This window comes from Nocardioides sp. Root682 (assembly GCF_001427795.1).
Taxonomy (GTDB): Bacteria; Actinomycetota; Actinomycetes; order Propionibacteriales; family Nocardioidaceae; genus Nocardioides.
Window position 1 is genome coordinate 2,105,318 of the sequence record NZ_LMHJ01000001.1, and the last position, 23,003, is coordinate 2,128,320.

The window sequence follows — 23,003 nt, forward strand, 5'->3', positions numbered from 1 at the left end:
TATGGCCAGCACGCACGGTCCCGCGTGCCAAAACGGTCAGACCCCGACAGGTTCCTTGTCCGCCGACGCGGCGCCGCCGTCGGGATGCGGCAGGTCGTCGTACTCCTCACGGAAGCCGTGGCGCTGCCACCAGCGGGCCATCGGCGCGGGCGCCCACCAGTTCCAGCGACCGAGCAGCTTCATCGTGGCCGGCACCAGCAGGGCCCGTACGACGGTCGCGTCGACGAGGATCGCCACCAGCATCCCGAGGCCCATCATCTTCATGAAGACCACGCCGCTGAGGCTGAAGGCACCGATGACGACCGCGAGCAGCAGGGCAGCACTGGTGATGATGCGACCGGTCTTCTGCACACCCGTCTGGACGGCGAGATCGTTGTCGCCCGTGGCGTCCCACTGCTCGCGGACCCGCGACAGCAGGAAGACCTCGTAGTCCATCGAGAGGCCGAACAGCACGGCGAGCATCACGATCGGGTTGGTCAGGTCGAGGAAGCCCTGCGGCGTGAAGCCGAGCAGGCCCGACAGGTGGCCGTCGCTGAAGATCCAGGTGACCACACCGAAGGAGGCGGTGATCGAGAAGGCGTTCATCAGCACGGCCTTGAGCGGGAGCACCAGCGACCCGAAGGCCATGAAGAGCAGCAACAGCATCACGCCGATGACGATCCCGCCCATCAGCGGCAGGTGGTTCCCGACCGATTCCGCGAGGTCGACCGTGTCGGCCGTCAGGCCGCCGACGAGGGCCTCCGAGCCGTCCGGGCTGGCCACCGCGCGGACGTCGCGCACGATCTGCTGCGACCCCTCGGTCTGGCTGTTGCCCTCCCAGGTGACGCGGAGCAGGGTCGTGTCGCCCTCCGTCACCACGGGACGGACGTCGGTCACGCCGGTGACGTCGCGCTTGATCGCACTCTCGTACGACGCCACGCCGGTCTCGTCCGCTCCGGTCAGCAGCACGTTGGCGGTCGAGCGCTCCTCGCCGAACTCGGAGTTGAGTCGCTCGGCGGCCTGGTGGGACGGGGTGTCCGCAGGGAGCACCCGGTAGTCGACGCTGCCCCACTTCACGCCCAGGAAGGGCGAGGCGACGGCGAGCAGCACCACGGTGACGGCGGTGGCGACGATGACCGGACGGCGCATCACGGCGCGCGCGAGGCGGGCCCAGGCGCCGGTGTCGGACTCGGTCGGGGTGGAGCGCTGCAGGAACGGGATCCGCACCGAGTCGATCCGGGTGCCGAGCACGGCCAGGGCGGCGGGCAGGACGGTCAGTGCGGCGACCATCGCGATGAGCACGGCCGCGATCCCGCCGTACCCGATCGACTTGAGGAAGGTCTGTGGGAACACCAGCAGCGAGCTCATCGCAGCCGCGACGGTGAGCGCCGAGAAGGCAACGGTGCGGCCAGCGGTCGCCATCGTGCGCAGCAGCGCCCGGCGGGTGTCATCGGGGGTCTTCGCGATCTCCTCACGGAAGCGCGAGACCACGAAGAGGGCGTAGTCGATCGCCAGGCCCATGCCGAGCAGGGTGATGATGTTGGGCGCGAAGATCGAGACCTCGACGAGCTCGTTGAGCCCGGCGACCGTGGCGCGGGCACCGAGCACCGCGATCAACCCGACCAGGACCGGCATCAGTGCCGCGACCACGCTGCGGAAGATGATCAGCGACAGGATCAGCACGATCGGGAGCGAGACGATCTCGGCCCGGAGCAGGTCGTTCTTCGTCTCCTCGTTGACGTCGTTGTAGACGGCGTAGGGTCCGGCGATCCCGGTCTCCAGCGAGCTCTCCCCGATGATCGGCTTCAGCGCCTTGGAGGCGTCGAGGAAGTCGTTCTGGGTCTCACCGGCGAGCGAGATGTAGACCGCGGTGGCGTGTCCGTCCTCGCTGAGCATCGCCGGGTCCTGGACGTCGTAGTAGGTGACGTCCGAGGCCGCGATGTCGCCCGGGACCTGGGCGAGGGTCCGCTCGACCTCCGCCTGGAAGGCGGGGTCGGTGGCCAGCTCGTCGTCACTGGAGAAGATGACGATCGCGTCGATCGACTGGTTGCCGAAGGTCTCGCGTTCGAGGGCGAGCTCGCGTGACGACTCCGACGCCGGGTCGTCGAAGCCCCCGGAGGCGAGCTTGTCCTCGAGTCCGATGCCTGCAATTGCGGCAGCGGCCGTGACGGCGAGCCCGACCAGCAGGATCACCACCGCGCGCCGTACGACCAGGGCGCCCCATCGCTCGATCATTCCGACTCCTTCGCACCCATCCGTGGAAACCTCCTGTGACAGCCAGTCAGTTTCGTTAACACTGTTCACGGTAAACGGTGTAAACTAATCTCGTCAAGTGCTCTCACCCCCACATCTCGAGGAGCCCCGTGCCGCACATCCGCGTCCCCGTCACTCGCCGTGAACGCCAACGCGAAGCGACGTACGACGAGATCGTGGCCGTCGCCGCCGAGCTCCTCGACGCCGGCGCCGACCTGTCCCTGCGCGCCGTGGCCGCGAAGATGGGCCTGACCGCGCCGGCGCTGTACCGGTACGTCGCCAACTACCAGGAACTCGTCGACCTGGTCGCCTTCGAGCTCGACAAGGCAGCCACCGCGGAGTGGGCCGCGGCCGCCGAACGCTTTCCGGCGGACGACCCGGCTGCCCGGCTCGCCGTCGGCTGCGCCCGTTTCCGCAACTGGGCCCTGAGCAAGCCGCGCCAGTTCGCCCTCGTCTTCGCGAACCCGATCGCCGCGGGAGACACCGACCGGCGCGAGCTGTTGACCATCTCCACGTCCGGCCACTTCTTCACCGACCTGGTCTGGCAGGTCTGGGAGCTCTACCAGTTCCCCTTCCCGGCACTGGACGACCTCGACCCGGTCGTGCGTGAGGCCGTGCTCGACCCGCTGATCCCCGCGAAGTCCGAGCACATCCCCCGTGAGGACCGCGGCCTGATGTGGATCTACATGCGCTCGTGGTCAGCGCTGTACGGCGTGGTCACCCTGGAGTCGACCGGCCACTGCGACCCCCGGGTCATCGAGTCGGGCCAGCTCTTCCGGGCAACGGTCCTGGACTGGCTCGGACCCCTGGGCCTGGATGGCGAGCGAGAACGACTGACGAAGATCCTCGACGAGGAGCTCGCTCGACGCTGAGCACCTGGGCTCACGCCCTTCGGGTGGTCCGCACCCATGCTGAAGACATGAAGACGACCCTCGCCCTCGCCAGCATCTTCGCCCTCTCCGTCCCCGTCCTGGCCGGGTGCGCCGACCCCAGCCGCGCCGTGGAGGCGGGCGACCTGCGGGACGAGCTCGCCTCGATGCCCGGGGTGGTCTCGGCACAGCTCGACTACACCGAGCCGCTCACGCTGGACTCCGGGAAGCTCGAGCTCCGCGTCGAGATGGACCCGGGTGCGAGCGCCGACCAGGTCAGCGAGGTGGTGGCGACGACGTACACCGCTTTCGAGGGCGTGCACCACGACGAGGAGGGCGACCTCCACGTCACGATCGGGGACGATGCCGTCCACCTGCGCAGCTTCCAGCCCGACGCGGAGACCGCCGACGTCGCGGCCGCCGCCGAGCGAGCGGTCGCGGTGCTCCCCAGCGGCACCGTCAGTGCGGGCATCGACACCCAGGACGTGTCCGCTGCGCCCCACGTCCACACGCAGTACGACGTGGTCGTTGCCGAGCCCGGCGCCGAGGGCCTGCTCAGCACACTGGCCAGCCTCGAGGCTGCCCACTCCGGGATCCCGCACGCCGGGTGGACGGTCCGGTCGAGCGACGACAGCTGGGGAATCACGGCCGCGGACGGGTTCCCCGACCACGGCCAGCTCGACCGCTTCGACCAGCTCCGGGAAGGGCTGCCCGCGAACGCGGCGATCTGGTTGGGCGAGGACGACCTGACGCTGCGGCTGTCGCCCGACACCTCACCGACCGATGCCTCCGCGGTCGTCGGCCGGCAGCTGGCCCTGGTCGGTGGCGCCCGCAACGCGTTCTACGAGGTCCAGCAGGGAGAGGACTCGCTGGCGATGTTCCTCGACGGCGAGTGCTTCTTCGACGACGGCACGGCGGGCGCCCTCCTCGAGAAGGACCACGGCGGGGAGTGCACGGACGTGAAGCACCCCGAACCTGCTTGAGCGTCCGCGGTCAGGACCAGAGCATCTCGCGCACCCACACCGGGACGAGGTCTCCGGCACGGCCCTGACGCGACTCGTGGAAGAAGTGGCTGCCCTCGCTCGGGTCGAGATTGAGCTCGAGGGTCCGCGCCCCGTGCCGCCGGGCGTGCTGGACGAAGCCGGCCGCGGGATAGACGGCTCCCGAGGTGCCGATCGACACGAAGTGCGTCGCCTCGGCGAGCGCATCGGTGATCCGGTCCATCTCGTAGGGCATCTCGCCGAACCAGACGACGTCGGGACGCAGGTCGTGCGCGCCGCAGCCCGGGCACGCCGGCTCGTCGAGAAGGGTTCCCTCCCAGGGCGAGACCACCTGGCACGCGCGGCACAGGGCCTTGAGCAGCTCCCCGTGCATGTGGATCACGTTGCGCGAGCCGGCCCGCTCGTGGAGGTTGTCGATGTTCTGGGTGACGACGAGCAGCGCGTCGCCCACGGCGTCCTCGAGCTCGGCGAGAGCGACATGGGCCGGGTTGGGGTCGACCAGCTTGAGCGCAGCCCGCCGGTCGTCGTAGAAGCGCTGGACCGTGGCGCGGTCGGCCTCGAACCCCTCGGGCGTCGCGACGTCCTCGACCCGGTGGCCCTCCCAGAGCCCGTCGGCGTCCCGGAACGTCGGCACCCCGCTCTCGGCGGAGATGCCGGCACCGGTGAGGACGACGATCTGGGGCACGGACGGGAGGCTACCCGCCGACGGGGTGACCGTCGTCACCCGTCCGCGGATGCTCGGACCCGGCTCGGGTACTGGCCGGACATGAGCCACCTCGCGCGCTACCTGCGCACCCACCTCGCCGGATCGACCGCCGGGGTCAACCTCTTCGACCGAGCGGCCGGCGAGCACCCGGAGCCGGCCGCATCCGTCCTCAGGCGCATCCACGGCGAGCTGGTCGAGGAGCGGGTCGCACTGCGAGCAATGATGGCTGCGGTCGGCGTGCACGAGAATCCGGTCTTCAACCTCGTGGCCAGCGCTGGCGAGCGCCTCGGCCGGCTCAAGCCCAACGGCAGTCTCCTGCACCGCACGGCGATGACCGACCTCGTCGAGCTCGAGACGATGAGCATCGCGCTGGCCGGGAAGCTGAACGGCTGGGAGTCACTGCTGACGCTCGTCGACGACGAGCCGCGGTGGAGCCGTGACGAGCTCGAGTGTCTGGCCCAGCAGGCGCGCGACCAGCGCGACGTCGTACGGGATCTGCACGCCGAGGCCGCCGCCCGCGCGCTGGGCTGACCGGCCCCCACCTCAGGGTTGCGCGGCGAGGTCCCGCACGGCCCGGCGGATCACCGCGGCGTAGATTCCGCCACCGCGCGGTCCCGGGTGGATGCCGTCAGCGAAGTCGGAGACCTGACGGGACGCCGAACGCCAGTCGGCGAGGGCGCACCCGGGGTGGGTGGCCACGAAGGCACGGACGCTCTCGTTGTACGGCCGCACCCAGGAGCGCGGCGCATGGGCAGTGACGAAGACGAAGCGATGCCCGGGACCAGCAGCATCGACGATGCTGGGGAAGGTGCCACGGGGCGCAGCGCCATTGGTACCGAGCGCGATCACGACGTACTTCCTGAGCCGACCCGCCTTGCGCAGACGCTTCACCTGGTCCACGACGTCCCAGACCTGGGCGCCCACCTTGGCCCGGATCGCGATCCCGGCCATGTCCTTGAGCAGGGCGGGCGCACTGGCCACCGCGACCGAGTCCCCGAACAGCGTGATCTGCCTCCCCAGCGGGACGTCCTGCGCCGGCGCCGGGGCGGACGCGGCGGGCTCGATCACGGCGGGCTCCATGACAGCGGGCTCCATGTCGGCGACGTCGGTCTGCTGGCTGCGGAGGATGGCCTCGGCACCGGCCGCAATGCTGTCCTCGGCGACGGTCCTCGCAGGCGAGTCCGCCACCGTGTGCAGGCCGATCGCCATGACGACCGTGGCCGCCATCGCCGGCACCAGCCAGCGATCAGGCCGCTCCGGCCAGGCCCACCGGATGCCGCTCAGGAACGGCTTCTCGACGTACTTCCAGCTCAGGCTGGCGAGCAGCACCGAGATCGCCAGGATCACCAGGCCGCGCACCGCCAGGCCCGAGCCCGACGTCGCCGCCCAGCGCTCGGCAACGAGTACGACGACCGGCCAGTGCCACAGGTAGAGCCCGTAGCTGCGTTCGCCGAGCCACACGAGGGGTCCCAGCGGAAGGGCCTTCGCCACTCTCCGGTGGTCCACCGTCTCCAGCACGATGATCAACAAGCCGGTCATTGCGGCAATCACCGCGATTCCGCCGCGGTAGGCGAAGGCGCTGGTGTCACTCATCGATGCGAAGGCGACCAGCAGCGCCGCAAGCGCCAGCGCGACCGACGACTTCACCGCCGCTGGCCGGCGGACCGTGAACCGGTCCGACGGGAGCTGGATCGACAGGAGCTGGATCGACGTGAGCTGGATCGACGCGAACTGCGCGACGGGGACACGCACGAGGGCGGCCAGTGCCCCGAGCATCAGGGAGAAGCCGTGCGTGTCGGTCCCGAAGTAGAGACGGCTCGGATCGACCGAGCCGGAGAATCCCACGGCCATCGCGAGGATGCTCGCCACGGCCAGGACCGCCACCACCATCCAGCGGTGGCGCTCGCGACGGACCAGCCGCAGCAGCACCAGGAGGAGCAGTGGCCAGAGCAGGTAGAACTGCTCCTCGATGGCCAGGGACCACAGGTGCTGGAAGATCGGCGGGTTCAGGCTGGCGAAGTAGGACTCCCCGGTGCTGATCTGGTGCCAGTTGGTCGTGAAGGTCAGTCCGCTGACCACCTGCCCCCGCAGGCGCACCGCACTCATCGCGCCGAGGACGCCCGCAGCCGCGCAGGTGACCGTCATCATCACGACCAGGGCCGGCAGGATCCTGCGGGCCCGGCGGATCCAGAACCGCTGGAACGTCCGCGCGCGGGACGCCCCGAGGTCCCTCGACAGCCCGACGGTGATCAGGTAGCCCGAGATCACGAAGAAGACGTCCACGCCGAGGAATCCGCCCGGCACCGCGCCCGGCCAGATGTGGTAGGCGACGACCCCGCTGACCGCGATCCCGCGCAGCGCGTCGAGGAGGTGGTTGCGTTCCCTGGGCACGGCTTCGGGCGTCGAATTCGACGTGCGAGGGGCGGCTCTCATGACAGGCGCCAGCCTACGTTCGGAGGGCCCCGGACTCTGCATCTGAGGCGGCGGTTCGATTCGTCACACCAACTGTCCAGCGCAGGCGCGCTGGGGGATCGACCGACGGTCCGCTGCGGGTGGATGATCCGGAGATGAGCGAAGAACCGGAAGTGCCGGAGACCAGGGGCGTCACGATGGAGCTGCTGTCCTCGATCGACCTCGGTCCCGAGATCCCGGGCATGGCAGGCCACCAGCTCCGGACGCGACTTTTCACCTTCGAGCCGGGAGCGGTGTTCGGCCCCCTGCACGACCACGTCGGCAGGCCGGGGAGCGTCTACGTGCTGCAGGGCACGATCACCGACCACCGCGACGGGATTGCCACCGAATACGGCCCGGGGCCGGGTTGGCCCGAGGACCGCAACACCCGGCACTGGCTGGAGAACCGGGGCACGGAGACCGCGATCGAGGTGTCCGTCGACGTGGTCCGCCAGCCCTGATTGTCAGATTCAGTCATTCCAATTGACAACTTTGGACATCATCCCGCAGTCTGGTCACGTCGCATCGGCCGGGCGTCCGTTGTGGGGACGGGCGTCCGGCTGACACAGAGGCGTGGCCGCAGCTCCCGTTCCCGGGGAGGGAGCTGCGGCGGACACCTCTGGATGAATCGGACATCCCTGTCACCGACGAGGCACAATGGGACACGTGGATCTACACCTCGCAGAGCTGAGCCGCACCATCGATCCGGCGGTGCTCGGGCAGCGCATCCGTACGGCGCGCGTCGCTGCAGCCATGACCCAGGCCCAGGTGGCTGCCGGCGAGGTCACCGCGGCCTACCTGTCGCGGATCGAGGACGGCCAGCGCCGCCCCGAGGCAAGTCTCCTCGAACGGATGGCGACCCGGATGGGCGTCAGCCTGGACGACCTGCTCCTCGGCGTCTCGCGGGACCAGGTGCAGGAGCTCCAGCTGGCCGTGGACCACGCCGAGCTGTCACTCGTGTCCGGCGACGGCGCCGGCGCGCTCAGGGCGATCGACGCCGTCCTCGCCGACCCGGCGATCCAGGGAACACCGCTGGTGCTGCGAGCAGCCCAGCAGGTCCGTGCCGGAGCCCTCGAGGCGACCGGAGACCTCGACAGCGCGATCGTCCTGCTCGAGAAACTCACGGCGAGCCCCACACCCGACGCGATCTGGCTCAAGGGACTGATCGCGCTCAGCCGCTGCTACCGCGAGAGCGGCGACTACCCCCGTGCCATCAATGTCGGCGAGCAGGCCCAGGCCATCGTCGACGAGCTGGGCATCGGCGGACTCACCGAAGCCATCCAGCTCACCGTCACCACGGCGGGCGCCTACCACTCGCAGGGCGACCTCGGACAGGCGATGCGGACCTGCATGCGCGCCCTCGAAGCAGCCGAGAGGTACGACTCGCCCGTGGGCAAGGCGTCGGCGTACTGGAACGCCAGCATCGTGGAGGCGACCCGCGGTTCGGCCAGTGCGGCGATCGACCTGGCCCGCAAGGCCCTTGCCCTCTTCGAGCTGAGCGACGACAGCCGCAACCTGTCCCGGCTCCGCGCCACGGTCGCGAACATGCTCCTCCTCCAGGATCCACCGGACCCGGAGGCCGCCCTCGAGATGATGTCGACCATCGAGCGCGAGATGAGCTGGTCGAACGCATCGGCGTGGGACATCTCCTGGCTCCACCTCTGCCGCGGGAAGGCGCACTTCCTGCTGGGAGACCACGACGCAGCGCTGGCGAGCGTCGCCAGGGTCGAGGAGACGAAGCCGACCGGTGCGCCGACCCTGGAGGCACAGTGCCTCGTCCTCGAAGGGCGGATCGCATTCGCCGGCGGCGATCGCGACCGCGCACGGAGCCTGTTCCGGGCCGGCGTGCACGCCCTGACCGCGGCCGGAGCCGACCGGGGAGCCGCACAGCTCTGGTTCGAGCTGGCCGACCTGCTCGCCGAGGTGGGCGACCACGAAGGAGCCGTGGAAGCCTTCCGCAGCGCCGGCGCCTCGACCGGACTTCGACTCCCGAGCCGCACGGCCGCCGTACCCGCGCAGCGCTGACGTACGACTTCCGGCCGCACACCGGTGATCGGTGTGCGGCCGGAAGGCAGTTGAACGGGATCAGTGGAACGTGTCGGCGGCGTTCTTGTTGGCCAGCTTGGCGGTGGTGCGGAAGACGGCGGAGGTGGTCATGATGTGTCCTTGGAGTGTGAAGGTCTGCTCCGGACGTCTGCCGGGCTCATGGGTAGGAGCACCGGGCCGGCCCGACCTTGCAAGAACTTCCGCACCAATTCCGAGCAAGCGAACGGAGGGGTCGTGAACATTCACGACTGGTGGACCGAAGGTGACCGGGCACCGCTGGGCTTCAGCGGTTCCGAACACCAGATCTTCTGTCGCAGCCTCGGATCCGGGCCGTCGATGACGCTCCTGCACGGCTTTCCGAGCTCGTCCCACGACTGGGCCGGGATCGCGGCTCCGCTGTCGGCCGACCACGCCCTCCTGATGCCTGACCTGCTCGGCTTCGGCGCGTCGGACAAGCCCGTCGGCCACACGTACTCGATCCACGAACAAGCTGACCTCGTCGAGGCCCTCTGGGACCGGGAAGGGATCACCGAGACCACCCTGGTCACCCACGACTACGCCGACACGGTCGCCCAGGAGCTTCTCGCACGGCGAGCCGTTGGAGGACTGGCCGTCGACATCGTCGAGCTGTACCTGCTCAACGGCGGGATCTATCCCGACCTGCATCGGCCCGAGCCGATCCAGGTCGCGCTGCTCGACCCGGAGCAGGGGCCATCGATCAGCGCAGCGATCACGCCCGAGCTCACCGCACAGGCGTTGCAACCGACCTTTGCGCCCGGCTTCGACTCCACCGGGGCCGCCCAGGACGCATGGATCGCCAACTCACGCGATCACGTCAACCTGCACGAGCTGATCACCTACATCACCGACCGCCAGGTCCACGAACGCCGCTGGGTCGAGGCACTCGAGTCGACCGACGTACCGCTCACGTTCGTGTGGGGGATGCTCGACCCGATCTCGGGCGCCCACATGATCGAGCGCGTGCACGAACGGATCCCCCACGCGACCGTCATCGAGCTCACCGAGGTGGGCCACTGGCCCGCGATCGAGGCGCCCGACGCGGTGGTCGCAGCCGTCACGTCGGCTCAGTAGTACCCCGGGTGAACCTAGGCGCGCCGCAGAGCGAGGTTGTTGCACGCCTCGCAGGTCTCCTGCGGGACCAGTCCGGCCCGCATGAGCCAGCCGAAGATGGTGCAGCCCAGGCAGAACGCGAGGAACGCCTCGAGCCCGGCGGCCACGATGATCAGTCCCAGCAGGACCTCGGCAAGGACGAACTGGTCGAACGCGACGGCGGCAGCGGCAAACCCGGTGACCACGGCGCCGATGACCTGGGCGAAGCGCTTCGGAGGCCCAGCGACGGATTTCGCCGGTCCCAGACGAGGAGCGATCACGCTGCTGGCGAGGCGTCCGAGCGGGCTGAGCGTCGGGCCCGTCAGCGCACGGGCGACGAAGCCCAGCGCCAGCGGGAGGCTCAGCCAGAGCCAGTCCGTGCTGACCAGGCGGCCCAGCAGCAGGGCGGACGTGGCGATGGCGACGACGCCACCCGCGACCACCCGGGCGGCCTTCTCGTTGACCGGGTGCGGGAAGCTGAAGGTACGGCGGAGCAACGACTCCGGAACACCTGTTGTCATGGTCGGGGACTTCCTTCCGATGAGAGGCCGAGACCTGGCACGAGCCCGAGCGGTGCGGTGGAGGTGACGGTCCAGTTCCCCTCGGGGAAGTAGGAGTCGTCCTGCCGCTCACCACCGGAGGAACCGGGGATCAGCGTCGGCGCCAGGAACTGCGGCTGGAGGGGCACGACCGCGGTCGATCCCAGGCCCGGAGAACGCCGGCTCCACGGCGCGAGCAGCGCCGAGCTGAACACGTCCGGCGAGCTCAGGTACGCGACGATGTCCTTCGAGGAGGTCCCCGTCTCCAACGCCTCCGCGATCGCTCGGCCGGCCGCGTACCCCCGCAACCCGTCGAGCGAGGCGAGCTCGCCGCGGAAGAGCTGCGGAACGGCCATCCGGTAGAGCACGCCGTCGGTCGACGAGGTCGAGACCTCGCTCACCCCCTGCACCGCGCCGAGGTGACCGAGGGCACCCGAGGCACGGACCACCGTCTCGGAGAGCACCCGCTCCGACAACAGGATCGGCGAGGTCAGGACCTTGTCGCCCCTGGCCCGTCCCAGTCGCTCGATGGCGCCGACGTCGGCACCTCCGGCATTCGGCAGGTCCACGACCAGTGCCGTGGTCCGTCGAGCGTCGATGACGCGCGTCAGGGCACCGTCGTCGAGCGCAGCCAGGGCACCCGGCTCGAGCTGGACGACCTCGGGAATCGGTCGCGACGAGGGGTCAGCGAAGCCCTCCGGCGCTGCCTCCGGCGTGATTCCGAGCTTCAGGCCAGCGAGCAGGCGTCGGCCCTGGAGGTCATCGGCGACGAGAGCGCGTACGACCGGCTCGTCGGCAACGCCGGCCGGCTGGATCCGGCCCCGGATCAGCTGTCCGAGGGCGATGCCCTGCGCGAACGGGTCGGCCACCAGGCGGAACACGCCCGGCGTCTCGGTGGGGTCGACGGCGGGATCGCCCACGACCACCGGGATGTCGGCATCGGCCATCGCCTCGACAGCCTCGGAGCCACCCCCGCCGCAGGTGCCGGCGGAAGCGATGCCGCCCGCACGCAGCGCCCGGGCCACGGCCTTCCTCGCGCCGTCGGCGGTGCCGCCGCTGTCGAGCGTCAGCAGTGCCACCTTCCGTCCGCCGTCGAGCCCGCCGTCAGCGTTGACCCTGGCCAGCGCCATCTGGACCCCCAAAACGTGAGCACGGCAGCGTTCAGCCGCGGGCCCACTGAGGTCGGCCACAGCGATCACGTTGACGGGTGTTGCGCCCGGCGCCTCGGGGACACCGACCTCGAGAGCCACGGCCTGGGCGGGCTCGCCGCCGTTCACCGTGACCTCGGCACGCCACTGACCGTTCGACGAGACGTCCACCGGAGCCGACCAGGTACGCCCTCCGTTCTGCTGCAGCTCGAGGGTGCGCGGTTGCTCGCCAGGTCCGGACAGCAGCACTGACACCTTGCCCGCCGTCGGGGTCTCCGGCGGCAGGGCCACGGTGAGGACGTTGTCGCCCACCCGGGCAGGTGCCAGACCGACCGCCGCCGTACCGGTGTCCAGCACTGCCGTGGCAGCCGCCGGACCGGCGAACAGCGTCCCGACCTGCGCCGGGAGCGGACGCTCGCGGCCCTGGACCAAGGCGCCCAACGTGACGGCGAGGGCGAGCACGACGACGCCGACCACGAGCTCGAGGCCCACGGCACGACCGGGTCCGGCCTCACGCTCGCGTTGGGAGCGACGCCAGGCGATCAGGCCGATGACCGCGATCACGACGACCAGTGCGGCCTTCGCGATCACGACGCGTCCGTAGCCCGACCACGTCAGGAAGTACCAGTGCGCGACCTCCCGGATCGCCGCAGCCACGCCGGTGAGGACCACCACGACGAGCGCGCCGATCGCGATCCCCGCATAGCGCCGTAGCGCCGTGCGCACCTCGACGCCGCCGACACGTGCGGCGAGCGCGACCGCGCCGAGTCCGCCGAGCCAGAGGCCGGCGGCGAGCACGTGGACGACGACAGCCAGCAGATAGGGCACGGACGGCTCGGTCAGCACGTGGCCGGAGAACGCGTAGCTTGCGAGCACGCCTCCCGCGGCGACGAGGCCGGCCCAGGCCCGCACCCGGCGCTGGCGTCGTACGACGAGCAGGGCGACGGTGGCCACAGCCACGAACGCGAGCCGGGCGAGATCGGCCCGCCCGGTGGCTGAGTCGGTCAGCAGCCCGACGTCGAGCTCTCCCGTGGCGCCGGCCGTCGCCGAGGTGAGCGCACCGGCGAACGCGGCCAACACAGTCACCAGCCAGGCGATCGGCGCGAAGCGCAGGATGCGTGATTCGGCTGCGGGCGTGATCTCGTCCGCCCGGCGCAGCCGGTGCAGGAGCAGCAGGCCCGCGAACAGGACGGAGGCGACCAGGATGCCCGCCCAGCGGCCCGCCCAGCGGATCGCGCTGTCCCCGGCGGCGCTGCTCTCGGGCCGTTGGCCGGCACCGGTGAGCGACGCCGCCCCGGGCGGGTCGTCGCCGTTGGCGGCCGCGACGCCGAACCGGAAGGATCCGGACACGACGTGGCCGTCGTCGCCGAGGGCGGACCAGCGGACCGTGTAGATGGCACTGGCCAACGTGGTGCGTGGCACGACGGAGAGGATCTGCCCGTTGGCCTTCTCGGTGACGGGTCCGGTCGCAACGACCTTGCCGTCGGGGCCGGTGACCTTGAGCGTCGAGCCGCGGGCGACCGCAGGCTCGCTGAGCGCGATGGAGATCGCCTTGGGTGCCTCGGGGGCGACGGAGCCCGCCTCCGGCGTGGACTGGATTGCGTTGGGGTGCGCCGCCGCGGGCGCCGCGCCGCTGCCCAGGAGGGCAGACAGCGCGACGACCGCGACGACGACGAACTGCCGAAGGATCAACGGTAGTCCCGGTAGGAGAGGTCCTTGCCCGACGCGTTGGGGGTGGAGATCCCCGGCGGCGTCACCCACAGCTCGGAGTGCGGCTTGTAGAAGCCCGCATCCGGGTTGCCTGGCCAGTTGCGACGGTTGAAGTTGACGCCGAGACCGCCGGTCTTCTCGTCACGGAACGAGTCGTCGTAGCTGAGCTTGCCCGACGGCGTGATGTTCACCGCGTACAGGCGGTGGTCACCGTCGACACCCGTGCGGGAGACGAAGTAGTCCGTGAACTGGAGCCGCCACGGCGTACCCCACTGGTCGACGGTGTGGTTGTCGAGGGCACCCCAGTGCGGGCCACCCGTCGTCACGTCGGCGACAGGCAGGGCGGAGATGAATCGCGGGCAGTCCGCGACCGTCTGGCCCTGGGCGAGCTTGTTCCACAGCTGGATGCCCGTGATGTCGAGGGTGCCGTTGTGGATGCCTCGCGACAGGTCGCAGTCGACCTTTCCGTCGGCAGCGCTCTTGATGAGCGGCGAGATGTCGATGTCGTAGACGATCTTCGCCGAGCCCTGGTCGAAGTAGTTGTCCGACCCGGGGTTGCGGCCCTGGACGGCTCGGAAGAGGATCCGGTTGCTGGGCGACACCTGGTGCCAGGCGCCGCCGGCGCAGCCACCGGGCTCGTCGTACTTTCGACCCTCGTCCGTCTGCACGATCGACAGGCCGTCGTTCCACACCTGGACGATCTGGTCGGAGAAGTCGCCCTTCGCCTTGGTCAGGTCAGGGACGAAGAACAGGCCACCGCCGCACATCGAGCCGAAGAACGCGCCCTTGGACGACAGGCCGTTCTTGTACCGGTCGGCGTTCGGCCACGTCTTGGCCGCCTCCATGATCCCGTACTGCTCGTGTGCCCGCTGCGCGGGCTCGGTCGGGCCGTTCGGGACGTGGGCGACACCGATCAGCTTCGGCTTTCCTGCATGGGCTCCCGTGTTGTCCCACGTCCGGACCGTCGGGCGGAAGGCGTACTTGTCGATCGTCTTGACCGGGTCGAGGACGATCTCGCGGGGCTCGGCGTAGTCCGAGGTGATGCCGACGCCGAGGTCGTTGCGGAACTGGATGCCGTGCGGGTTCGCGCAGGTCCCGAGCGGGCGTGCCTCACGCAGCGAGCAGGGCTCCTTGATGCCGTTCGGGTTGGCGCCGAGCACGCCGCCGGCCGGGGACTCGGACTCGACCACGACACCCTTGGTCGGGTGCGGCTTGAAGGTCACCACCTCGCCGGGCGAGCCACCGAAGTTGGCGAGCGGACCACCCATGAGGGTCAGGTAGAAGCGCCCACCGGGGCCGTTCTCGTACGCGTCGGCGATCGAGCCGCCCGGCGTCGAGGTCACCGGGATCTCGTTGAGCAGCTTGAGGTTGGGGATGTCCGACGCGCCGAGCACGTGCGTCGTGCCGGTGAAGAGACCTCCGGCGAGGATCGGGTCACCGTCATTCCACTCGTACTGCATGTGGTGCGACTCGTTCTCGAGGCCCCAGGGCAGCGGGAGCTGCACGAAGTTCACCACGCGGCCGTAGTCCGGGTTGTCCGTGCCGTCGAGGTTCTTGGCCCGACCGTCGATGACCTGGAATCCGTCGAGACCCGGCAGGAACTGCGGGTTCAGCAGGTCGAGCAGGCCCTGCGGGTTGATCGTCGCGTTCTGGACGAACTTGCTGATGACGTCGGCGTTGATGTCCGCAGCGTTCTGCTTCGCCGACCACACCACGGAGTACTCGGGCTTCGCCAGCGGGTTGGGCTGCGGGCCCTTCCCTGCCTCGTACTTCGCCTGGGCAGCCTTCCACTCGGCGGTGGCCTTGTCGCGACGCGCGATCGCGCCGGGAACCGTGTTGTTCTTCACCTTGCCGAGGCTGGTCGCGTTGCTGAGCGTGTTGACGAGCCACTCCGCGCTGATCGGCAGGTCACCGAGCAGGCCCAGCGCGCCGTCCCCGTCGAGACCGGCGCCGTCCAGTACGTCGAGGCCCGGCAACGGCAGACCCCCTTCGCCGAGCGCGTCGAGACCCGGCAACGCCAGGCCTCCGCCACTCAGGGAATCGAGACCCGGTACCGGGACGCCGCCCGGATCTGTGGTGTCGTCAGCTGCTGCGGTGCTGGTGGTCGCGGTCAGGAGACCGAGACTGAGCAGGCCAACGGCGATACCGCGTGTGACGCGGTTCTTCCTGTGCATGCTGTGCATGTGCCTTCCTCTGTACGTGCGGTGACGTGACCGATCGGCCGACGTCGAGAAAATGGACAGGTACGACGCCGTGACGCACCGCTCCCAGCTCCGCACCCGAGCAGGCCAGGTCGTGCTCCCAGTTCGACCCGACGCGGTCCACGCCGTACATGTCCAGCAGTTCTCGACTGCCTCCCATCGATGGCCGCAGCGGCCATCGACTCCCTACAGACGATGGTGACATCTAACCATACTATTTTAGGTGACTTAGAGGTGATTGGGTTTTGGTGGCACCCCCACCTGCCACGCCATTCACTTCGACGCGACGAACGTCCCCTCGAGGTGCCAGTTGCCGCTGAACCTGTCGAAGGGTCCGCCCTCGATGGTGCTCGACCACGAGAGCTCGAAGCGCCCGGATTCCTCGTCATAGGTCCCCACGACCGGGCTCGTGAGGCCCTCGGTCGTCCCGTCGGGCTTGGGCGATCCCTGGTTGAAGTAGAGGTTGTTCCAGGCTGCCGTCCACGCCGTCAGCTGTCCCGACAGCTTCCCGTCGTCGTTGCGGACCTCAGGCGCTGGAAGCTTCTCCCCCGTCCCCGGGTCGACCGACTGCGTCGAGATGGCGAACTTGATCGCGGTGAAGGTGCCCGGTCGGGTGATCTGCCCTGCGAGCGCGTCGCCTCGCGCATTGAACGCCGGATCGGGGCCTGGCTGGAAGGTGCCGGTCACCAGGCCACGGTCGGTTCCCGCGATCGCGACCGAGTAGGACTGGTCGGGGCACTTCGAGTCGGGATTGAGGAAGTACCCGCCCTTCTCGACGGTGCCTCCGGGCTGGATCATGCGGAAGTACGAGCCGGTCGCCCCCTTCGCGTCACAGTGGCCGGGGTCGAGCTGGAACGTGCCGACCAGTGCCTCTCCTGCGGGCTTCTCCTCCTCGGACGATCCGCACCCCGTGAGGATCGTGAGGATGAGTGCGCCGACGGCAGCGATCCGCAACGACGGTCCAGTGATTTTCATGGTCGTGCCTTTCGAGGGATGAACGAGATCAGGACGAGGACGGCACCTGGAGCGACGAAGAACCAGGGGAAGAGCCGGAAGCTCGGCAGCGAGGCGACCGCCTGGTAGTTGTCGACGCTGTCGCTCATCGCGCCGATCATCGGGGTCATGTCGTTGAGGATGCCGATCCACTCGGCGTCCAGGCGCTCGGTTGCCGGGTGCGGCACGCCGGCGCGGACGAGCTCGGGAGCGATGTCCAGCCGGATCGCACCCTGGCCCGACGCCATCGTGGCGAAGTAGCCCTGGATCCGGGCGACGTTCTCCGTGGTCTCGATCGTCTCGAAGGCGCCCATCATCTGCGCCCCCTGGGGCGCCTTGTGGAACATCCCGACAGCGAAGGGCAGCACGACCAGGGCGACGCCGATCGCGGCAGCAGGCCCCCGCAGCCACCACCCGTCACGCCCCGTCACCGCGGCGTACCCCGCCAGGAGGAAGATGATCACCCCCGGTACGGCGAAGAACCACGGGAACAGGCGGAAGTCCGGCAAGGACGCCACGGCGTCGTAGCCCTCGCGATTCGCCGCGACCTGGTCCATCAGGGACGTCATCGTGGTGTGGATCTCGGGCCAGTCCTTGCTGAACGTCGCGTACGACGGACTGCCGATGTCGGGTTGCTCCTCCACCAGCGGGTCGAGCTCCTGCACCGAGGCGTCGATCCCGGCGAGGTGCCCCTGGAAGCCCGCCAGCCGCTCCTTCGTCATCAACGGAGCGAAGTCCTGGATCATCTCGGCGCCCAGGGGCGCGCGATGGAACATCCCGAAGACGACCGGGGCGAGAGCCAGTCCCAGTCCCACCAGTGCCAGCGCCACCGCGACCGGCCGTGCCGAACCTCCACGCGTCGTCACCACATTCCCCACCCACCCGCTTCTTTCTTATTGTCCACTAGATCACTATACTTTATCGGGTTCCCTCCCCGGGCTGCTCCGCCCTGACAGAAACGACGCCATGACGACCCTCCCCCTGCGCCGCGCGCACTCACGTCACCGGTGGCTGGCACTGCTGCTCGCCCTGATCGCCGGCACGCTCGCATCTCTTTCGACCGCGGCGGCGCCGCCCTCGGAGGCCGACACCGCATCTCGGCTGGTGGGCGTCTTCCGTCTCTCGGCGGGCAGCTGCAAGGGCGGGAAGATCGCGGGCACCTACCTGCGGATGATCCTGCCCAGCGGCACCGTCAACGGTCCGTACATGTCGAACGGCGACTCACCCTGCAGCGACCAGTCGTACACACCGCTCGGTCCGGGCGTGGACGGCGGCCTCAGCACCGTCGCCCACCAGGCCGCACCCCAGCCTGCGTTCGACTCGGCGGGCAACGCACGAGCAAACCGAATCACCGCGCCAGCGCAGTACTACGGCACCGCCTTCACCACCGCGACCGCCGCCAAGGAGCCCCAGACCGGGCGGTCGGTGCCGGTCCCGACGGTGACGCTGCGCGGGGACAAGCTCACGGCCGACCTCCGGGCGTTCACCGTGAGCTGGAACAAGCAGTACTTCAACCAGGGTGCTCCGAAGCCCGACGGCTCGACACCCGGCAACACGAAGGTCGCGACGGGCACCTACGACCGCGCCACGGGCCGCTTCACCCTCGAGTGGGCCAGCCAGGTGCAGGGCGGCCCGTTCGACAGGTTCACCGGCAAGTGGCACCTCGAGGGCGTCTTCGTCCCGGCCGTCGCGAACGGGGCCGGCTCGCCCGGCTCCACGCAACAGGGCTCGGCGTCCGCGGGCTCCGGCTCCGCGGCCAACCCTGGCCAGGCGCAGCCCGGTGCGGCGGTGCCCGGTGCGGCGGTGCCCGGTACGGCGGTGCCCGGTACGGCGGTGCCCGGTCAGGCACCGGTGGCCGGCGCACCGGTCGCAGGTGCGCCCGCCGCTGGTGCGCCCGTCGCCGGTGCGCCCGTCGCAGGTGCGCCCGTTCCGGTCGCCGGTGCAACTGCCGGCCAGACCATCACGCAACGACACACGGAGTGGCGCGTGTCCGGCCCGCTGACCGCCTTCGCCATCGGCCTCGCCGTCGTCGCGCTCGGCCTGGTCGTCGGCACCCGGGTCCTGGAGCGTCGCGGGGCGCGGAAGGCCGCCGCGTCATGAACCTGCCCCTCATCCGCAAGGTCGCGCTGGGCGTCCTGCTCCTCGACGTCCTCGTCATCGGCGCGGCTGCCGTCCAGGTCGACGACGTCAGCTCCACCACGAGCGCCCCACTCGCGGGCGTCCCGGTGCCCCTGGTCCACGGGGCGCCCACCGCGGTGCCGGTCGACGCGTCGGCCGTCGAGGTGTTCCCCGCCGTGCCCGGGACCCCGCTGCCCGCCGCCGTACCCATCGGTGACGGTGGCGTCTCCGCCGGCACGGACAAGCCGTCGTCCGACGGCAGAGGACCAACCCCGCCACCCGAAGGCCCCGAGACGCCCGGTGAGGAAGGCGTGCCCGGGGGGCGGGGCATCCCGCCCTGCCCGGTCAAGCTCGACGACGACCCGCAGAGCGGCGGCCTCCAGTCGCTGGTGCCCTTCGCGCCGGCCTTCGGCCCGTTCTCCGCCGAGGCCTTCGCCCTCGCGTCTGCCTACCAGCCGGAGCTCCAGCTCCTCGGACCGATCCTCGCCCAGTACCCCGGCATCGAGCCCGCGGTCGCGCCGATCATCGACCCGCTGGTCACCAGCCTGGGCACGCTCCTCACCCGTGGGCTGGACGTCATCGCGCCCCTCTACGGTCCCTACCGGACCCAGTTCCTCGAGGCCGAGACCAAGCTGGCGGCAGCCCTGGCGCCGTACTCCCAGGCGCTGGCCCACAACGAGCTGGGCGGATGCATCGTCGAGCTGCAGAGCGCACTCCTCGCCGCCAGCAAGCGCGGAGCGCCGAGCGTGTCCAGCCCGACGGGGCTCGACCTGTCCGCCCTCGACCTGTCCGCCCTCGGCGGGTCCCGGTGAGCCCCCGCGGTCCCCTGGCAGGGATCGCCCTGGCGCTGGTCAGCGTGGTCCTGGCGGGGTGCACCTTCTCCTCCGGCAGCTCCACCGAGATCACCGAGGTCGCCGCGCCGGGCCAGGAGGCGTCCGGACCGCAGGGTGCGGGCGGTTCGAGCGACCAGGCACCCGACCGCAAGGCCGCCCAACCCACGCCTTCGGCCGCCCACGTCTCGGCGCTGTGCGACAGCCTCACGGCCGTCTACCTCACCAACATCTCCGACGCGGAGAACGCAGCCAGCATCGTCAACGACTGGGTGGAGGTCACCGCAGCCGCGCCAGCGTCACTCAAGGACGACCTCAACACCGTCGGCGCGTACCTGGTGGCAGCCGCGAAGGGCGACTACGCGCGGATCAAGGGGGCTTCCGACCTGGTCGGCAAAGCACTCGACCAGATCGACAAGTACGTCACCAAGGTCTGCCGCGCCTAGCCCCGAGGTCGGTCAGTAGTACCAGGGGTACGGCGACCAGTCCGGCTCACGCTTCTCGAGGAACTGGTCGCGTCCCTCCTGGGCCTCGTCGGTCATGTAGGCCAGGCGGGTGGTCTCGCCGGCGAACAGCTGCTGGCCGACCAGGCCGTCGTCGAGCAGGTTGAAGGAGTACTTCAGCATCCGCTGGGCGGTCGGGGACTTGCCGTTGATCTTGCGCCCCCAGTCGAGGGCGACGGTCTCGAGCTGCGCGTGCTCGACGACCCGGTTGACGGCGCCCATCGTGTGCATCTCGTCGGCGGTGTACTCCTCGGCGAGGAAGAAGATCTCGCGGGCGAACTTCTGGCCCACCATCTTGGCGAGGTACGCCGAGCCGTAGCCGCCGTCGAAGGAGCCCACGTCCGCGTCGGTCTGCTTGAACCGTGCGTGCTCCTTCGACGCGAGCGTCAGGTCGCACACGACGTGCAGGGAGTGGCCGCCACCGGCTGCCCAGCCGGGCACCACGCAGATGACGACCTTCGGCATGAACCGGATCAGGCGCTGGCACTCCAGGATGTGCAGCCGCGCCAGCTTCGCCTTGTCGATCACGCTGGGCTCCTCGGCCCCCGTGTCGGACGCACCGATCGACTTGTCCTCGTACTGGTAGCCCGCCTTGCCGCGGATCCGCTGGTCACCGCCGGTGCAGAACGCCCACTTGCCGTTCTTCGCACTCGGGCCGTTGCCCGTGAGGATCACGCAACCGACGTCCGCGCTCATCCGCGCGTGGTCCAGCGTGCGCAACAGCTCGTCCACGGTGTTGGGGCGGAAGGCGTTGAGCACGTCGGGCCGGTCGAAGGCGATCCGGACCGTGCCGTGTTCCCTGGCGCGGTGGTAGGTGAGGTCGGTCAGGTCCTCGAACCCGGGCACCACGTCCCACTGGCTCGCGTCGAAGATCTCGCTGACACCGTCGATGGCACTCATGGGAGGAACGCTAGTCCCCCGACTTGTCGCCCTCGACGTAGGCCTTGAGCGCAGCAACGGTGCGCTCGATCTCCTGCCGGAACGCCCGCATCACGACGGGCCGGAACGGCTTCATGGGGAGCGGCAGCGTCAGCTCGACGACCCGGAGCACGTGCGTCGTGGCACCGGTCTGCGTCAGGGCGTAGGTCACCGTGATGTCGACGGTTCCCAGCAGCCGCGGACGCATGGTCATGGGCTGGTGGAACGCAACGGCGGTCGGCCGGACGAACGTGGTGACCGTGCCACGACGAGTGCCGTCGGCACTCGACTCGACGTACGTCGTACCGACACCGACCGGGCCCTCGCTGATCTCGGTCGTGCCCGGGAACGCCTTCGACGTCGGCAACCAGCGCGTGTAGCCACGCAGGTCGACGATCAGGTCGAAGATCTCCTCGGCACTGCCTGCGATGTCGGTCTCGACGCGGATTTCGGCCATGCCGCATTGAACCGTACGGCGGCTCGTGGCCGCGGGTCCCTGGAATACCGGTCGGCCGCGTGGTCTTGTGGAGGTATGACACTTCAGGGCACGTATGTTCCGAGCAGCTGGGACTGGGTCCGCGACCAGGTCGCGGAGTACGAAGCATCGGGCGGCGCCAAGGCGAACACGCTGCGTGGCTCCAAGGACCCGATCGTGGTGATCACGTCCGTCGGCGCCAGGTCGGGCAACCTCCGCAAGAACCCGGTGATGCGGGTCGAGAAGGACGGCGTCTACGTCGCCGTCGCTTCCAAGGGCGGTGCCCCCGAGAACCCGAGCTGGTACGACAACTTCGTCGCCCACCCGGAGGTCGAGCTCCAGGACGGCCCGAAGGCGAAGTCGTATCGCGCCCGGATCGTCGAGGGTGAGGAGCGCGCCGTGTGGTGGGCGCACGCCGTCGCCACCTGGTCGACGTACGCGTCGTACCAGGAGAAGACGGACCGGGAGATCCCGGTCTTCGTCCTCGAGCCGATCAGCGACTGACCAACGCTGGTCAGGCGTTCGCGATCGTCACGGTGAGGCCGCACAGGTGGCCGAGCCGGGCGATCTCGGAGTCCGCGAACTCCGGGCCACCACGACGGCCGACGACGACGATCTCGTTCCCGTCGAGCCGGGCTGCGGCGAACAGGGTGACCTCGTCCTCCGGTGACTCGAGGCGCTGCGGCGTCTCGATCTCGATGAACTCGAAGTCGTCCGGAGCAGCGCCGGTGCCGTAGACGACACCCTTCGCGCGGTGCACGCGGGCGCCCCAGTCGACGCGGAAGGTCGCGGGGAGCAGGTCGATCAGCTTGTCGTACGCCGTCTCGGGCGAGGCCGTGAGCTCCTCGACCGCCTCGAGGTCCATCACGAGGCTGCCGCCGGCGGGATAGCGACTGATCCACAACACCTCGACACCCTCGATCGAGGTGCACGCCGAGACCACCGAGTCGGGCATCATGCCCTGCTGCAGCTCGAGCAGCACATCGTCGACCGCGGTGCCGTCGTCACGCTTCTCGACGATCTCGATCGCCTCGATGTCGCCCCCGGCCATACCGATCGCCGTCGCGACGCGACCCAGCGAACCGGGGACGTCGGGCAGCAGTACGCGCAACAGGAACGGCATGGCCTCGACACTAACCCGCGAGCGTTTCCA

The 23,003-nt window shown here is 69.8% G+C and carries 21 protein-coding genes; 10 read left to right on the forward strand and 11 right to left on the reverse strand.

Annotation, left to right across the window (positions count from 1 at the left end; genetic code table 11):
• Window positions 1-36: 36 nt before the first annotated feature.
• Window positions 37-2,214 (reverse strand): MMPL family transporter, encoded by a 2,178-nt coding sequence (locus ASD84_RS09945; RefSeq protein ID WP_056709588.1) that lies wholly within the window; start codon window positions 2,212-2,214, stop codon window positions 37-39.
• A 128-nt stretch (window positions 2,215-2,342) separates the two neighbouring features.
• Here ASD84_RS09945 and ASD84_RS09950 point away from each other — a divergent pair, with 128 nt between their 5' ends.
• Both ASD84_RS09950 and ASD84_RS09955 read left to right on the forward strand, forming a co-directional pair.
• Window positions 2,343-3,104, forward strand: a complete 762-nt coding sequence (locus ASD84_RS09950) for a TetR/AcrR family transcriptional regulator (RefSeq protein ID WP_056709589.1) — start codon at window positions 2,343-2,345, stop codon at window positions 3,102-3,104.
• A 47-nt stretch (window positions 3,105-3,151) separates the two neighbouring features.
• On the forward strand, window positions 3,152-4,084 hold the full coding sequence (locus ASD84_RS09955; RefSeq protein WP_056709590.1) for a hypothetical protein: 933 nt from the start codon (window positions 3,152-3,154) through the stop codon (window positions 4,082-4,084).
• A 10-nt stretch (window positions 4,085-4,094) separates the two neighbouring features.
• Here ASD84_RS09955 and ASD84_RS09960 read toward each other — a convergent pair whose 3' ends face one another.
• Window positions 4,095-4,787: an NAD-dependent deacylase gene (locus tag ASD84_RS09960; RefSeq protein WP_056709591.1), complete on the reverse strand. Its 693-nt coding sequence runs from the start codon at window positions 4,785-4,787 to the stop codon at window positions 4,095-4,097.
• Window positions 4,788-4,868: 81 nt separating this feature from the next.
• Here ASD84_RS09960 and ASD84_RS09965 point away from each other — a divergent pair, with 81 nt between their 5' ends.
• Window positions 4,869-5,339 carry a hypothetical protein gene (locus ASD84_RS09965; RefSeq protein WP_056709592.1) on the forward strand — a complete coding sequence of 157 codons (471 nt, stop codon included), beginning with the start codon at window positions 4,869-4,871 and terminating at the stop codon, window positions 5,337-5,339.
• Window positions 5,340-5,351: 12 nt separating this feature from the next.
• Here the strand turns inward: ASD84_RS09965 and ASD84_RS09970 are convergent, their stop codons facing one another.
• Entirely contained in the window at window positions 5,352-7,241 is a 1,890-nt protein-coding gene (locus tag ASD84_RS09970; protein ID WP_162251517.1) for an acyltransferase family protein, read from the reverse strand.
• Between the two features lie 134 nt (window positions 7,242-7,375).
• On the opposite strand from ASD84_RS09970, the gene ASD84_RS09975 reads away from it, so the two are divergent.
• The 3 genes from ASD84_RS09975 (at window position 7,376) to ASD84_RS09985 (ending at window position 10,397) form a co-directional block, all read left to right on the forward strand.
• Window positions 7,376-7,720, forward strand: coding sequence for a cupin domain-containing protein (locus tag ASD84_RS09975; RefSeq protein WP_056709595.1), 345 nt, complete (start codon window positions 7,376-7,378; stop codon window positions 7,718-7,720).
• A 205-nt stretch (window positions 7,721-7,925) separates the two neighbouring features.
• Window positions 7,926-9,284: a helix-turn-helix domain-containing protein gene (locus ASD84_RS09980; RefSeq protein ID WP_162251518.1), complete on the forward strand. Its 1,359-nt coding sequence runs from the start codon at window positions 7,926-7,928 to the stop codon at window positions 9,282-9,284.
• Between the two features lie 255 nt (window positions 9,285-9,539).
• Entirely contained in the window at window positions 9,540-10,397 is an 858-nt protein-coding gene (locus tag ASD84_RS09985; RefSeq protein WP_056709597.1) for an alpha/beta fold hydrolase, read from the forward strand.
• 14 nt (window positions 10,398-10,411) lie between these two features.
• On the opposite strand, the gene ASD84_RS09990 is transcribed toward ASD84_RS09985, so the two are convergent.
• From ASD84_RS09990 to ASD84_RS10010, 5 genes are all read right to left on the reverse strand, one after another.
• Window positions 10,412-10,936 carry a DUF4395 domain-containing protein gene (locus ASD84_RS09990; protein ID WP_056709599.1) on the reverse strand — a complete coding sequence of 175 codons (525 nt, stop codon included), beginning with the start codon at window positions 10,934-10,936 and terminating at the stop codon, window positions 10,412-10,414.
• Complete coding sequence (locus ASD84_RS09995) at window positions 10,933-13,794, reverse strand: copper resistance protein CopC (RefSeq protein ID WP_056709600.1); 2,862 nt, start codon at window positions 13,792-13,794, stop codon at window positions 10,933-10,935. Before ASD84_RS09995 ends, ASD84_RS09990 begins: the two co-directional genes overlap by 4 nt.
• The gene (locus ASD84_RS10000) at window positions 13,791-15,995 is read right to left on the reverse strand and encodes a hypothetical protein (protein WP_056709601.1); all 2,205 of its coding nucleotides are present in this window, start codon (window positions 15,993-15,995) and stop codon (window positions 13,791-13,793) included. The genes ASD84_RS09995 and ASD84_RS10000 overlap by 4 nt, the downstream gene beginning before the upstream one ends.
• A 291-nt stretch (window positions 15,996-16,286) precedes the next feature.
• Window positions 16,287-16,988 carry a hypothetical protein gene (locus ASD84_RS10005; protein WP_156391739.1) on the reverse strand — a complete coding sequence of 234 codons (702 nt, stop codon included), beginning with the start codon at window positions 16,986-16,988 and terminating at the stop codon, window positions 16,287-16,289.
• Window positions 16,985-17,872 carry a hypothetical protein gene (locus tag ASD84_RS10010; protein WP_156391741.1) on the reverse strand — a complete coding sequence of 296 codons (888 nt, stop codon included), beginning with the start codon at window positions 17,870-17,872 and terminating at the stop codon, window positions 16,985-16,987. The genes ASD84_RS10005 and ASD84_RS10010 overlap by 4 nt, the downstream gene beginning before the upstream one ends.
• Before the next feature lie 100 nt (window positions 17,873-17,972).
• Between ASD84_RS10010 and ASD84_RS25070 the strand changes: the two genes are divergently transcribed.
• The 3 genes from ASD84_RS25070 to ASD84_RS10025 are packed head-to-tail and all read left to right on the forward strand — an operon-like array spanning window position 17,973 to window position 20,400.
• Window positions 17,973-19,106, forward strand: coding sequence for a hypothetical protein (locus ASD84_RS25070; protein ID WP_056709604.1), 1,134 nt, complete (start codon window positions 17,973-17,975; stop codon window positions 19,104-19,106).
• Complete coding sequence (locus tag ASD84_RS10020) at window positions 19,103-19,936, forward strand: hypothetical protein (RefSeq protein WP_056709608.1); 834 nt, start codon at window positions 19,103-19,105, stop codon at window positions 19,934-19,936. Before ASD84_RS25070 ends, ASD84_RS10020 begins: the two co-directional genes overlap by 4 nt.
• Window positions 19,933-20,400, forward strand: a complete 468-nt coding sequence (locus tag ASD84_RS10025) for a hypothetical protein (RefSeq protein WP_056709609.1) — start codon at window positions 19,933-19,935, stop codon at window positions 20,398-20,400. The genes ASD84_RS10020 and ASD84_RS10025 overlap by 4 nt, the downstream gene beginning before the upstream one ends.
• Before the next feature lie 12 nt (window positions 20,401-20,412).
• On the opposite strand, the gene ASD84_RS10030 is transcribed toward ASD84_RS10025, so the two are convergent.
• Both ASD84_RS10030 and ASD84_RS10035 read right to left on the reverse strand, forming a co-directional pair.
• Window positions 20,413-21,357 carry a 1,4-dihydroxy-2-naphthoyl-CoA synthase gene (locus ASD84_RS10030; RefSeq protein ID WP_056709611.1) on the reverse strand — a complete coding sequence of 315 codons (945 nt, stop codon included), beginning with the start codon at window positions 21,355-21,357 and terminating at the stop codon, window positions 20,413-20,415.
• A 10-nt stretch (window positions 21,358-21,367) separates the two neighbouring features.
• Window positions 21,368-21,832 (reverse strand): SRPBCC family protein, encoded by a 465-nt coding sequence (locus tag ASD84_RS10035; protein WP_056709618.1) that lies wholly within the window; start codon window positions 21,830-21,832, stop codon window positions 21,368-21,370.
• A 75-nt stretch (window positions 21,833-21,907) separates the two neighbouring features.
• Between ASD84_RS10035 and ASD84_RS10040 the strand changes: the two genes are divergently transcribed.
• Window positions 21,908-22,354, forward strand: coding sequence for a nitroreductase family deazaflavin-dependent oxidoreductase (locus ASD84_RS10040; protein ID WP_056709620.1), 447 nt, complete (start codon window positions 21,908-21,910; stop codon window positions 22,352-22,354).
• A 10-nt stretch (window positions 22,355-22,364) separates the two neighbouring features.
• Here the strand turns inward: ASD84_RS10040 and ASD84_RS10045 are convergent, their stop codons facing one another.
• Complete coding sequence (locus ASD84_RS10045) at window positions 22,365-22,973, reverse strand: ACT domain-containing protein (protein WP_056709622.1); 609 nt, start codon at window positions 22,971-22,973, stop codon at window positions 22,365-22,367.
• Between the last annotated feature and the right edge of the window lie 30 nt (window positions 22,974-23,003).

Coding starts and splice junctions, on each gene's coding strand:
- ASD84_RS10000 (WP_056709601.1), bottom strand. CDS start 15,995: ATGCACAGCATGCACAGGAAGAACCGCGTCACACGCGGTATCGCCGTT.
- ASD84_RS10040 (WP_056709620.1), top strand. CDS start 21,908: ATGACACTTCAGGGCACGTATGTTCCGAGCAGCTGGGACTGGGTCCGC.
- ASD84_RS09945 (WP_056709588.1), bottom strand. CDS start 2,214: ATGATCGAGCGATGGGGCGCCCTGGTCGTACGGCGCGCGGTGGTGATC.
- ASD84_RS09990 (WP_056709599.1), bottom strand. CDS start 10,936: ATGACAACAGGTGTTCCGGAGTCGTTGCTCCGCCGTACCTTCAGCTTC.
- ASD84_RS09965 (WP_056709592.1), top strand. CDS start 4,869: ATGAGCCACCTCGCGCGCTACCTGCGCACCCACCTCGCCGGATCGACC.
- ASD84_RS10045 (WP_056709622.1), bottom strand. CDS start 22,973: ATGCCGTTCCTGTTGCGCGTACTGCTGCCCGACGTCCCCGGTTCGCTG.
- ASD84_RS09975 (WP_056709595.1), top strand. CDS start 7,376: ATGAGCGAAGAACCGGAAGTGCCGGAGACCAGGGGCGTCACGATGGAG.
- ASD84_RS10030 (WP_056709611.1), bottom strand. CDS start 21,357: ATGAGTGCCATCGACGGTGTCAGCGAGATCTTCGACGCGAGCCAGTGG.
- ASD84_RS09955 (WP_056709590.1), top strand. CDS start 3,152: ATGAAGACGACCCTCGCCCTCGCCAGCATCTTCGCCCTCTCCGTCCCC.
- ASD84_RS10035 (WP_056709618.1), bottom strand. CDS start 21,832: ATGGCCGAAATCCGCGTCGAGACCGACATCGCAGGCAGTGCCGAGGAG.
- ASD84_RS10005 (WP_156391739.1), bottom strand. CDS start 16,988: ATGAAAATCACTGGACCGTCGTTGCGGATCGCTGCCGTCGGCGCACTC.
- ASD84_RS10020 (WP_056709608.1), top strand. CDS start 19,103: ATGAACCTGCCCCTCATCCGCAAGGTCGCGCTGGGCGTCCTGCTCCTC.
- ASD84_RS25070 (WP_056709604.1), top strand. CDS start 17,973: ATGACGACCCTCCCCCTGCGCCGCGCGCACTCACGTCACCGGTGGCTG.
- ASD84_RS09970 (WP_162251517.1), bottom strand. CDS start 7,241: ATGAGAGCCGCCCCTCGCACGTCGAATTCGACGCCCGAAGCCGTGCCC.